Genomic DNA, 12,395 nt, shown 5'->3' with positions numbered 1-12,395 from the left:
GATTAGTTCTTTTTAGCCCACCACAAGTCTGTGTTACCTGTATCCGGACCGCCTAGCATAGAAATTGCAGCTTCCAAATTAGCAGAGTTGCTGTCCTTTTCCGTAGAAGGATAAGGAAGACGGCGCACCATGCGACCATCAGTAATATCTCCGATATATCCGGCTGAACTTAAGTTGTTTTTGGGAGGAACCATTTCTGGGTAGCCTGTACGGCGGAAGTCATTCCAAGCCTCAAAACCGATCGGATAATTAGCAATCCACTTTTGGGTAATAATCTTCTGAAGCTTGTTATCACCATCTTCCCAAGCTACAGAAGCTGCTGCAGTTGCAAACGTATAACTATCGCTAGCATTTATGGCATCCGTAAAACCTGCCGGTTTTGTTGTGCTTGACAAATAATTACCAGCACTCACTCCATATTGTTCCATAGAAGTTTGGATACCTTGTTCGTAATATCCTTTGGCAGCAGCCTCTCCACCGTCAATCCAGCCTTGAAGAGCAGCTTCCGCTTTCAGGAAATAAGTTTCGGCGGCATAAAATACAGGCATCGATGAGTTTCTTTCAAATGCCGGTTTCGAATAGTTTGCGCTTGATCCATAAACGCCCGGTTGTCCGTAATTATTCTTAAAATTATCACTGTTGTTACCCATGCGTGCTCCACAATAATTCTGTTTAGACTCCGTCATGTATTTACCAATACGAGGGTCATTATAACCATTCATATAGGCAGAAATCGTAGCATTAACAGCCAAGTCACCCCAGTCTTGTGAAGCCAGACGGAATGGATTATTAGAGGTCTTCAGGTAAGCATTATCACTATTGGACTCAATCACGCCACTCTGAATAGCTTCCGCCATCACTTGTTTGGCATATTCCGTATCCACAGCTGCAATACGCACAGCCATACGTAACTTCAACGAATTGGCATATTTCACCCATTTACTGAAATCACCCTGATACATCACATCATAGTCTGCATACGCAGTCGAAGTTCCACTAACACCTGACAGTACTTCAATGCTCTTCGTCAGATCAGTAATCATGTTGTGATACAGATCCTTAACATCATCATAAGCTACGGCAAATTCACCCTGCCCCATCTGAGAATAAGGAATAGGACCATACGTGTCAGCTACACGAAGCATTACGCCTACGCGGATAATGGAAGCCCAGGCATAAATCGTTCCGACACCTCCGGTCTGGTCTTTCACCTTCAGAAAGTTAGGATAGAAATCCGTAAACAGATCCTTGAAAGGAGTATCCACCCAGTTAAGTTGCGGATTGAACGAGCTAAAATTGGTACCGTTCCATTTGTTAGTACACGTAAAATAACCACCATACTGTGATCCCACCATTTGTTCAGTCATCTGGCTATTGTTTTCCTGTTGCGGATTGAGCAGATAGGTCATCACGGGAAATACCGAGCCGACCTTCTCAATCTCAGTCATCTGGTCATCATAAACATCCGTGGGATGTGTATTTAAATCTTCAAAGTTTCTTGTACATGAAGCGAGTAACAACGATGATGCAAAAGTTACTGCGCTTACAGTCTTAATCATATTGATTTTTCTCATAATTCGTTCCATTTTTTTAGAATTGTACTTTTACGCTGAAACCCATGTTTCTCAAGCTAGGCTGCATGAAATAATCCACACCTGTGTAGAACGTGCTGGTAGACGACGCCACCTGTTCGGGGTCGAACGGAGCCTTGCAGTAAATCATGGCAAGATTGTTTCCAATCAAGCCCAATGTTACATCGGCAATGTTGCGCAGTTTCTTTCTGGAAATAGTATATTCTAAACTTACTTCCTGCAAACGAATGTTGGTAGCGTCGTACACATAGAAGTCACTTTCACCGGAACCGGCTGCCACAATGCCCAGATAATCCTTGGCAGTAATCGTTCGTCCGTTAATCACTACACCACCGGCATCACGCAACTTCGCACTATATTCTGATACACCGAAACGATCCATGAACGCCTGTGTGCCGGAAACCACGTTACCGCCGAAACGTCCGCTCAATAATACATTCAGGCGGAAGCCCTTGTAAGTAAACGAGTTTCTCCAACCCATATTGACTTTAGGCAACACGGAACCAATCTTTCTGTGTTCTGTTTCAATCATAGTAGGTAGCCCGGTCTTGGGATCCTGACTGATATAACCGTTATTGTCACGCTTGAAGTCACGGTTAGTATAGATATCACCCATAGAGCCACCTTCCACCAAGCGCAGTGTCGGAGCATTTCCGCTACCCAAACGAGCCTTTTCAACAAAGTCCATTTGAATCAACTCACCCGTATAAGGATTCTGTACGCCATTTGCCAGTGACTTGATTTTATTCTTGTTATAAGTAAATGTCAGGTTGGAGCTCCAACCGAAATCTCTCCACTCATTGTTATAACCCAATGCCATCTCAATACCTTGGTTCTGTACACTACCTGCCTGAATCGCTACATCTTTGAAACCTGAACTTGCAGGAAGCGGTGCGTAGAATGTCTGGTTCTTGGTGTCAGAGGTATAATAAGTGATATCAAGATTCAATGAGTTGTCGAAGAAACGCATATTCAAACCTGCTTCGAAAGAGTTGGTCTTTTCCGGTTTCAAGTCAGAGTTCGGATAGTGAGACATGACTTTGTAAGCATGGTTCTGCGGATCGTATTCATAACGCACTTTGGTCATATACGGATCATAAGAGTTACCTACGGAAGTATAGGATACACGGGCTTTCAGGAATGTGAACCAGTCAGGCAATTTGATGACTTCACTCAAGATACCGGAAAGACCTATAGAAGGATAGAAGAAAGCCTTTGTTCCTCTGTCGGAGAACGCAAACGCAGAATCCCAGTCCGAACGTCCCGTGAGACTTAGGTAAAGGAAACTTCTCCAACCGATTTCCGCATTAGCAAAAACAGACTGTGTCTGGCGTTTCAAACCGTCAGCTTCTACCTTATAGTTATTGGTACGGGACAGATTCTCAATCGTGAAATGATTAGTCACCAATTCCAAGTTTCCGGTTATCACGCTGGATTTCATACGAGTATCCTTGATAGAGGCACCGACGTTGGCAACTATATTGAAATCGCCGAATGTCTTATTGAAGTTTGCCATTACATCGGCATAAGTTTGACGGTCGAGGCGGACGTCTTCCTTATAGTGTCCCTTCGGGCCGGAAAACGTAGCCAATGTTCCGGCATAGAATTTTTCCGTAAAGATGTTTTCAGTGTTGTCAATGCTGACACGTCCCTGCACGTTCAGTCCTTCCATAATGTTATATTGCAGACTGGCAGCCAGTTTATAACGTCTTCTTTCCGTCTCACGGTTCATGCGATTCATCGTCCAGTAAGGATTCTGCTGGTCGAGCCCCATTTGACCGTAAGGCCAGAACTGTGTTGTGGCACCTGTCAACGGATCGAAATGCTCGTAAGTGGCAACATCTTCGAAACTTTCGCCACGCGGAAACAGATAGAGAGCCGGGAATGGAGACATATAAGAACCTTGGGAAATCATATTCTTGTCATTTTGAATGATATAGTTGGCACTGGTATCCAGGGTAAACTTGTCATTCAAGAAGTTAACCGTATTGCGGAACGTAAAGTTGTAACGGTCGTAATCGTTATTAGGCAAAATACCTGTAGCGTTGGTGGCAGCTACAGAGAAATAACTCTGGCTCTTGTCAGTACCGGTAGAAAGAGCAACAGAATTAGTGATGTTCGTTCCTGTGTTGAAAAAGCCGGAAGGATCGTAACGATAATCCGTAGGATTGCCCCAACTATCCGACTCACCCGTCATGTTGCCATATCTGTTCTGAAATTCGGGCATCATCAGAGGGTTACTGAATGTAGCGCTCAAGCTGTAGCTCAGGCTAGTCTTACCACTACGTCCTTTTTTGGTTGTGATAAGCACCACTCCGTTAGCACCTTCGTAGCCATAAAGGGCGGCTGCGGAAGGGCCGGTCAGCAATGACATACTTTCAATATCATCCGGATTAATGTCGGCAATGGACTCCGTACTACCACGTGAGTTCATTGAATCACCACTACTTGATGTATTGACGTTGTACATCGGAATACCATCGATCACATACAACGCATTGTTATTCTGACTGATAGACTTAGCACCACGCATCACAACTTTTACGCCACTACCGGGACCGGATGAACTGTTGTTAATCTGCACACCGGCAGCCTTACCGGCCAATGAACTCATGAAGTTGGAGCTCTTTACGGCAGTCAGTTCATCGCCTTTCACCTGCTGAACGTTATACGTCAACGCCTTTTCAGCACGCTTGATACCCAAAGCTGTCACCACAACTTCTTCCAGCACTTCGGTATCTTCATCCAACACAATGTTTAAAGGATTAGCATTAGCTACCGTCACAGACTGACTGGCATAGCCAATATACGAGAATTCAAGAACATCACCCATGGAAACTTTCAAAGAGAATTTTCCATCCAGGTCAGTTACCGTACCATTAGTAGTACCTTTCACCAGTACACTTACACCAATCAGAGCTTCTCCCTTGGTATCTTTTACAGTACCGGAAACACTGATTACATTGTCTTGTACTTGACTGACAGTATGAGAGTCGGATGCATATACACTCCCACCACTTGCAAGTAACAAAAAGCTAAAAAGCAGGCAGAAACCTTTGCGATTCAGATTTGTTTTCATTCAGTAATAAATTTAAAATTAAAAGTTATAAACAAATAACATTCTATTATATTTACATATAAGAACTCATTATCGCACAAAAACCAAAACACTGTAAACAATAACAGCATCAACAACAAATTCGAAATTTGATTAAAATTTTCGTTTTACACCCATTATTCAAGACTTAACGCCACAAATATACACACTATAAGCAAATATGCAATAAATTATATGTTAAAATTGAAAGAAGACATCAAGATAATATCAGATAATTTATAAATACAAATTATAATATTAATATGAGACATATATAATAAACGAACCATAAATAAGTCAAAACAAACTAATAAATAGCAGATTAGACACGCCAATCTTTTCATTAAAGTTCTATCTACTTGTAAAAATGATGTAGGATAAGAATAATATTCATGAATGCTAACCCCATATTTCCCAATATATAACCTGCGGTCAACAAAAAAACACATATAAGACGATAACAGTATAGCGAAGACATAACAATAAAATCGCCTAAATCCTCCCCAGGTTTATGAGCCTTAGCACATTCCTTAGGGTAAGATTTAAGCGATTCTATAAGGAGAAGACACTCAGAATTAATTCTCCTCCTATTTGATAATAACCGGAAAAACTATCCGATGATGATTTCTTTTTAAATAATTCCTTTCGCGGAAAGGTAACGTTCAGCTTCAATAGCAGCCTTACAACCACTTCCCGCAGCAGTAATAGCTTGACGATAATGCGGATCAGCAACATCACCTGCCGCAAAGACTCCGGGAACTTTTGTACGCGGGCTATCGCCATCCGTAATAATATAACCCACTTCGTCCGTATCAATATAATCTTTGAATATATCGGCATTCGGTTTATGACCGATAGCGAGGAAGAAACCGTCGATAGGCAAGTTATAACGTTCTTCGTCAGGTTCACCCCAACGTTTCACCAGATTTACACCTTCCACTCCATTATCACCATACAAACCGACAGCGTTGTGTTCGAAAAGAACTTCAATCTTCTCATGCTTCATCACACGCTCCTGCATAATCTTCGATGCACGCAGGAAAGGCTTACGAACAATCAGATACACTTTTGAAGCCAGGCCGGCAAGATAAATCGCTTCCTCACAAGCTGTATCACCACCACCGACAACAGCTACAACTTTCTTACGATAAAAGAAACCGTCACAAGTAGCGCAAGCGCTTACACCCATACCGGCATATTTCTTTTCGTCTTCCAGACCCAAGTATTTGGCGGTAGCTCCGGTAGCAATAATCAGCGCTTCCGTTTCAATTTCTTTTTCGCCGTCAATCGTAATTTTATAAGGAGCTTTGCTCAAATCCGCTGCCGTCGCAATCCCGAAACGGACGTCCGTCCCGAAGCGGCTGGCCTGGGCACGCAAATCTTCCATCAACTGCGGGCCGCTGATACCTTCCGGATAACCGGGAAAATTCTCCACATCCGTAGTCGTTGTCAACTGACCACCGGGCTGTAACCCTTCATAAAGCACCGGACATAAGTTGGCACGTCCTGCATAAATCGCTGCCGTGTATCCGGCAGGCCCTGATCCTATAATCAGGCACTTAACTTTTTCTATTTCTGCCATTTTATTATACCTTTATTGTTTTGTTATTCAATAACATCTTATCTCAAGTCTATAATCTCCGCACCCGGATACTGCTTCCTGTCAAAGGCGAAAACACTATCCGCATAATTCTGCCGGGTCTGATAACTCGTAACGGTGATTTCATTACGTGTCTGCTGACCGCGTTGTTGAAGCAGAATATACAGAGGTTCATAAGTATCCTTCGTCACAAAAAGAGTGATGCGTTCCAATTCCTGTTTCTTATCCTTAGCCGTCAGAATCACTTCCCAAACTGCTTTTCCACGAAATGTTTTCGTCGTTCCCAGCTTGTAAGAGAATCCTTTCTGATACATATAAAGAAATGTATAGGGATTAATCTGCTGCAATTCTTCCTGAGTCGGGCTACTGACATTCACCTCATCATTCTTTGCTACATAGCTCCACTGCGTTTTCCCGTCAAACCATGTGACCACATCGGAAGTTTTCAACACGAACTTCTCCCCTTTCAGTTGGATAGTTCCGTTCTCTGCTCCTTCCGCAAGACCGTTCGTCACCGCCTTTACAACAAAATCCGCTTTCACACCGCCTGCTTTCCGAAAGGCATCCGCTGTCCTATCAAGAACAGCTTTAGCCTGCGACTGCTGTTGTTGAGCAATCACAGGCAATGACAGTAAAGCTATTAAAACACTAAAAATGTACTTTCTCATTTGATTAATAAACGTACGGTTACTGCAAATTGTTCAAACGCATTTCAAGGTCATTATCGTCGATACACAAAACGTCACGCGCCTTGCTACCCTGCGTAGGGCCTACGATACCGGCCTTTTCCAATTGATCCATAATACGGCCGGCACGATTGTAGCCGATAGCAAATTTACGTTGAATCAATGAAGTGGAACCTTGCTGATGAATAACCACCAAACGCGCAGCATCTTCAAACAGCGGATCAAGGCGTCCCATATCAATATCCCCTACCTCACTGCTACTATCTTCGCTCACATATTCGGGCAAGAAGAACGGAGTAGGATAACCCTGTTGACGGGCAATAAATTTCGTAATCTCTTCCACTTCCGGCGTGTCGATAAAGGCACACTGCACACGCACCGGATCAGCTCCCTGCAAGAAAAGCATATCCCCCTTACCAATCAACCGGTTCGCACCCGGACGGTCGAGGATAGTACGGGAGTCCATCATGGCAGATACACGGAAGGCGATACGCGCCGGGAAGTTAGCTTTAATCGTACCCGTGATGATATTCGTAGTCGGACGCTGCGTAGCGATAATCATATGAATACCGACCGCACGCGCCAACTGGGCGATACGGGCAATCGGAAGTTCCACTTCTTTACCTGCCGTCATAATCAAATCACCGAACTCATCGATAACGACTACGATATACGGCATAAACTTATGTCCCTTTTCGGGATTCAGGCGGCGGTTGACAAACTTCTCGTTATACTCCTTGACATTACGCACATGTGCCATCTTCAAGAGGTCATAACGGGTATCCATCTCCACACAAACCGAATTCAGGGTTTGCACCACTTTGGTTACATCCGTGATAATCGGTTCGCCACCATCGGGCAGCTTGGCGAGAAAATGATTCTCGATTACCGAGTAGATACTGAATTCAACTTTTTTCGGATCGACCAGCACGAACTTCAGTTCAGCCGGATGCTTCTTATATAATAAGGAGGTAATAATCGCGTTCAACCCGACAGACTTACCCTGACCGGTCGCACCTGCCACCAATACGTGCGGCATCTTGCAAAGGTCGAACATAAAGACTTCGTTTGTAATCGTCTTACCTAACACGATAGGCAAGTCATATTTCGATTCCTGGAATTTCTTACTTCCAATAACACTCTGGCCGGAAACAATTTTCGGATTTTTGTTCGGTACTTCAATACCGATAGTTCCCTTACCCGGTATTGGAGCGATGATACGGATACCATCGGCAGAAAGGCTTAATGCGATATCGTCTTCCAATCCGCGAATCTTGGAGATACGCACCCCCTGTTCCGGCGTAATCTCATACAGAGTTACCGTAGGGCCGACGGTCGCTTTAATCGTACTGATTTCAATTCCGAAGCTACGCAATGTATTGATGATACGGTCTTTATTCGCATTCTGCTCATCCATATCAATCGTCGGGTCGTCATTCTCGAAATGTTTCATCAGGTCGATGGTAGGAAAACGGTAGTTTTCCAAGTCCTTGGTCGGATTGTAAGGTTCCATTTCCGGCCCTTGATATTCTTCTTCCGTAGCTGCCGGTTCCACTTGAAAACCGGGCTCTTCTTCCCCGGCAACTTCTTTCGGCATTGACGGAACTGAATTGGAAACAGTCGGTTCAAACACCATGGTTACTCCTTCGCTTTCATCAGATGAGGAAGAAGGTTCTTCCATTTCCGGTTGGCTCACCGGATAATCTTCTTCTTCGGGTTCTTCAGCTTGTATATCCATCACAGGTACCGGTGGCGTCTGTTTATAAGTCCGTTTCAGATTAAATTCGACTTCCTGCGGTTGAGAAGTTGTAAATTCCGGATTATCATCTCCGGCCGGAGCGGTTTCCGTTTCCTCTTTCTTCTTACGTTTCAGGAAACTTAACGCGAAGAGTTTGCGCAACCAGATAACCGTGCGCGCACTGATATATATAAAGAAGCAGACAGCCGTTATCAGCAGAATCATCCATACTCCGGGCACACCTACCTGCGAAATCAACCAACGGCTGACATTATATCCGTGCATACCACCCAAATAGATGAAAGAATCCTGATAATGATCCATAAAAGCAAATCCGAAGAATACGGAGAACCAAACCAGCAACAAGGTACATCCGATAAACCATTTCCACAGGCGGACGATACGCACACGCATCAACTTCAATCCCGCCACCGCCAAAAAGACGAGGATAAAGAAAGATGAGATACCGAAACAGTCGTTAATCAGATAACTTGCCAACTGCGCCCCGCGTGAACCTGCATAGTTTTTCACATGATTATCGACGACTGACAGGTCAGCCGGGTTTCCACTGTCGATAATACTTTGATCGGCTGCCCCCGTGAAAAAGAACGAGGAAAAGGCCAGCAATAAATAAACGGAAAAGATGACCAACATCAGTCCGATGACAAAATGAACGGTTTCGTTCTTGAATATTGTAACAAATTTACTTGGGGAAGAGGGAGTGCGTTCTGTCTCCTTATCTAATTTCTTCTTTACCATGAGTCTTTTATTCATTTATAAAATTGGAATCACAATCTAAGCTGCAAAAATAATAAAAAAATAACGAGCGCTACGCTCATTCAATCCTTTTTCTTACCTTTGCGTTTCAAATCAATGCTGATTATGGAAAAAGAAAGCCAAACGATATTTGATAAGAATGTAATTGAGTTCGTAACGGTAGCCGCCGAATTTTGCGCATTCCTCGAACGTGCCGAACGCATGAAGCGTAACGACTTCGTTGATACATCCCTGAAAATACTTCCCCTACTCTATCTCAAAGCATCCATGCTCCCGAAATGCGAGACCATCGGTGACGAAGTACTCGAAACGTATGTAACAGAGGAAATCTACGAGATTCTGCGTATTAACCTTGCGGAACTGATGGGCGACAAGGATGATTATCTGGACGTATTCGTGCAGGACATGGTTTATAGCGACCAGCCTATCAAGAAGTCCATTTCGGAAGATTTGGCGGATATCTATCAGGATATCAAGGATTTTATCTTCGTTTTCCAACTGGGATTGAACGAAACGATGAACGATTCATTGGCCCTTTGCCAGGAGAACTTCGGAATGTTATGGGGGCAGAAGCTGGTAAATACGCTACGCGCACTCCACGATGTGAAGTATAACCAGCAGCAGGAAGAAGAGGAAGAGGACAATGAAGAAGGATTTTACGAACCAGGCAATGCCGACAATTGTTGTGAAGAAGACGGTTGTCATTGCCACGATGACGATTGCCACTGTCACGAAGACGGCTGCCATTGTCACCACGATGAATAAACAAAAATGATTGTAAGAAGAACCATAGATAAAGATGAATTAAAGGAACTCCCGAAAACTGTTTTTCCGGGACGAATCCATGTTATCCAATCGGAGACGGAAACGGAAAAGGCGGTAGCTTATCTGCAATCCAGACCTGTGATAGGTATCGATAGCGAGACACGCCCTTCCTTCACCAAAGGCCAATCGCATAAAGTAGCGCTCCTTCAGGTTTCGTCCGAGGAATGTTGTTTTTTGTTCCGCCTCAATATGACCGGATTAACGCAGCCGCTAGTCGACTTGTTGGAAAATCCGGGTGTAATTAAAGTCGGGCTTTCACTAAAAGACGACTTTATGATGTTGCACAAGCGTGCGCCTTTCAACCAGCAGAGTTGCATCGAACTGCAAGATTATGTACGCCAGTTCGGCATTCAGGACAAAAGCCTGCAAAAGATTTACGCAATCCTGTTCAAGGAAAAGATTTCCAAATCACAGCGCCTGTCCAACTGGGAAGCCGATGTGTTAAGCGACGGACAAAAGCAATATGCAGCTACCGACGCCTGGGCTTGTCTCAACATCTACAACCTGTTGCAGGAATTGAAACAAACGGGTAATTATGAAATAGCTCCCGAAGAAAAAAAGGAATGTCCTGAGCAGGTTTACACCAAATGATTAATCACTTATCACTAAAAAACCAATTACTACCAACATGCATAAAGTATACCTCAAACCCGGCAAAGAAGAGTCTCTCAAAAGATTTCACCCCTGGATTTTCTCCGGTGCAATCTCCCGTTTCGACGGAGAACCCGAAGAAGGTGAAGTAATAGAAGTATACACCTCGAAAAAAGAATTTATCGCCGAAGGGCATTTCCAAATCGGAAGTATTGCCATACGTGTGCTTTCTTTCCGTCAGGAACCTATCGGCCACGATTTCTGGAAACGTAAACTGGAAATAGCGTATGACATGCGCCGAAGCATCGGTATTGCCACGAACCCGACCAACAATACGTATCGCCTTGTACATGGTGAAGGGGATAATCTCCCGGGACTGGTAATTGACGTTTATGCCAAGACCGCTGTCATGCAGGCACATTCGGCAGGAATGCACGTAGACCGGATGGCAATCGCCGAAGCCTTGTCCGAAGTGATGGGTGACAAGATTGAAAATATCTATTATAAATCAGAAACAACGCTTCCCTTTAAAGCCGACCTTTTCCCCGAAAACGGTTTTCTGAAAGGCGGAAGTAATGACAATATCGCACAAGAGTATGGCCTGAAGTTTCATGTGGACTGGCTGAAAGGACAGAAAACGGGATTCTTTGTAGACCAGCGAGAAAACCGTTCTTTACTGGAGCGTTATGCAAAAGACCGTTCGGTATTGAATATGTTCTGCTACACCGGCGGATTCTCATTCTATGCCATGCGCGGTGGCGCAAAACTCGTTCACTCTGTTGACAGTTCCGCCAAAGCTATTGATTTAACGAACAAGAATGTGGAACTGAACTTCCCCGGCGATCCTCGCCACGAGGCTTTTGCCGAAGATGCTTTCAAATACCTTGACCGCATGGGAGACCAGTATGACTTAATCATCCTTGACCCGCCTGCGTTCGCGAAACATAAAGATGCGTTGCGAAATGCACTGCAAGGTTACCGGAAACTGAATGCCAAGGCATTCGAGAAAATCAAGCCGGGCGGCATCCTGTTCACTTTCTCTTGTTCGCAGGTAGTGACCAAGGATAATTTCCGCACTGCTGTATTTACCGCAGCCGCCATGTCAGGGCGCAGTGTACGTATCCTGCACCAGTTAACTCAACCCGCCGACCATCCGGTGAATATCTACCACCCTGAAGGAGAATACCTGAAAGGTTTGGTACTCTACGTAGAATAACCAACGACCAGCGAGGCGCTGGAGCCGGGTTTCCATTCGGATGGATCAATAAAAACACTTTGTTGCGGTCAGATGGAGCGTATTAGCAGAAATTTAGAAGCATCAAAGTTAATTAGAGTTAACAAGTAAAAGATTTACAGTAAAACATTATGTTGTATAACATAAAACCTCTTATCTTTGCACTGTGTTTTTCATGGTATTAGATTTAAGGTTAACAAAGATTGGCTGTCTGGGATAGATAGCCTTCTTTTTTTTATACCCCTTCCTTTAGCT

General features: G+C 44.1%; 8 protein-coding genes. 3 read left to right on the top strand and 5 right to left on the bottom strand.

What is annotated here, in order from left to right; genetic code table 11:
- Window positions 1–2: 2 nt before the first annotated feature.
- The 5 genes from AB5443_RS22200 to AB5443_RS22180 form a co-directional block, all read right to left on the bottom strand.
- Window positions 3–1,574 (bottom strand): SusD/RagB family nutrient-binding outer membrane lipoprotein, encoded by a 1,572-nt coding sequence (locus AB5443_RS22200; RefSeq protein WP_368114489.1) that lies wholly within the window; start codon window positions 1,572–1,574, stop codon window positions 3–5.
- 16 nt (window positions 1,575–1,590) lie between these two features.
- Window positions 1,591–4,671: a SusC/RagA family TonB-linked outer membrane protein gene (locus AB5443_RS22195; protein ID WP_368114488.1), complete on the bottom strand. Its 3,081-nt coding sequence runs from the start codon at window positions 4,669–4,671 to the stop codon at window positions 1,591–1,593.
- A 649-nt stretch (window positions 4,672–5,320) separates the two neighbouring features.
- The gene (gene trxB / locus AB5443_RS22190) at window positions 5,321–6,271 is read right to left on the bottom strand and encodes a thioredoxin-disulfide reductase (protein WP_368114487.1); all 951 of its coding nucleotides are present in this window, start codon (window positions 6,269–6,271) and stop codon (window positions 5,321–5,323) included.
- Window positions 6,272–6,309: 38 nt separating this feature from the next.
- Window positions 6,310–6,957, bottom strand: coding sequence for a LolA-like putative outer membrane lipoprotein chaperone (locus AB5443_RS22185; RefSeq protein WP_044655195.1), 648 nt, complete (start codon window positions 6,955–6,957; stop codon window positions 6,310–6,312).
- A gap of 19 nt (window positions 6,958–6,976) precedes the next feature.
- A complete protein-coding gene (locus AB5443_RS22180; RefSeq protein ID WP_368114486.1) occupies window positions 6,977–9,472 on the bottom strand; it encodes a DNA translocase FtsK in 2,496 nt (831 codons plus the stop codon).
- A 123-nt stretch (window positions 9,473–9,595) separates the two neighbouring features.
- Between AB5443_RS22180 and AB5443_RS22175 the strand changes: the two genes are divergently transcribed.
- The 3 genes from AB5443_RS22175 to AB5443_RS22165 are packed head-to-tail and all read left to right on the top strand — an operon-like array spanning window position 9,596 to window position 12,122.
- Entirely contained in the window at window positions 9,596–10,255 is a 660-nt protein-coding gene (locus tag AB5443_RS22175; protein WP_044655196.1) for a DUF5063 domain-containing protein, read from the top strand.
- 6 nt (window positions 10,256–10,261) lie between these two features.
- Complete coding sequence (locus tag AB5443_RS22170) at window positions 10,262–10,906, top strand: 3'-5' exonuclease (protein WP_368114485.1); 645 nt, start codon at window positions 10,262–10,264, stop codon at window positions 10,904–10,906.
- Between the two features lie 37 nt (window positions 10,907–10,943).
- Window positions 10,944–12,122 carry a class I SAM-dependent rRNA methyltransferase gene (locus tag AB5443_RS22165; RefSeq protein WP_368114484.1) on the top strand — a complete coding sequence of 393 codons (1,179 nt, stop codon included), beginning with the start codon at window positions 10,944–10,946 and terminating at the stop codon, window positions 12,120–12,122.
- The last annotated feature ends 273 nt before the right edge of the window (window positions 12,123–12,395 follow it).

The organism is Bacteroides sp. RTP21281st1_H5_RTP21281_210402, from assembly GCF_040918965.1.
GTDB classification, from domain to species: domain Bacteria; phylum Bacteroidota; class Bacteroidia; order Bacteroidales; family Bacteroidaceae; genus Bacteroides; species Bacteroides congonensis.
This window is presented reverse-complemented; position numbering and strand designations above follow the sequence as displayed.

Coding starts and splice junctions, on each gene's coding strand:
- trxB (WP_368114487.1), bottom strand. CDS start 6,271: ATGGCAGAAATAGAAAAAGTTAAGTGCCTGATTATAGGATCAGGGCCT.
- AB5443_RS22185 (WP_044655195.1), bottom strand. CDS start 6,957: ATGAGAAAGTACATTTTTAGTGTTTTAATAGCTTTACTGTCATTGCCT.
- AB5443_RS22180 (WP_368114486.1), bottom strand. CDS start 9,472: ATGGTAAAGAAGAAATTAGATAAGGAGACAGAACGCACTCCCTCTTCC.
- AB5443_RS22175 (WP_044655196.1), top strand. CDS start 9,596: ATGGAAAAAGAAAGCCAAACGATATTTGATAAGAATGTAATTGAGTTC.
- AB5443_RS22200 (WP_368114489.1), bottom strand. CDS start 1,574: ATGAGAAAAATCAATATGATTAAGACTGTAAGCGCAGTAACTTTTGCA.
- AB5443_RS22195 (WP_368114488.1), bottom strand. CDS start 4,671: ATGAAAACAAATCTGAATCGCAAAGGTTTCTGCCTGCTTTTTAGCTTT.
- AB5443_RS22165 (WP_368114484.1), top strand. CDS start 10,944: ATGCATAAAGTATACCTCAAACCCGGCAAAGAAGAGTCTCTCAAAAGA.
- AB5443_RS22170 (WP_368114485.1), top strand. CDS start 10,262: ATGATTGTAAGAAGAACCATAGATAAAGATGAATTAAAGGAACTCCCG.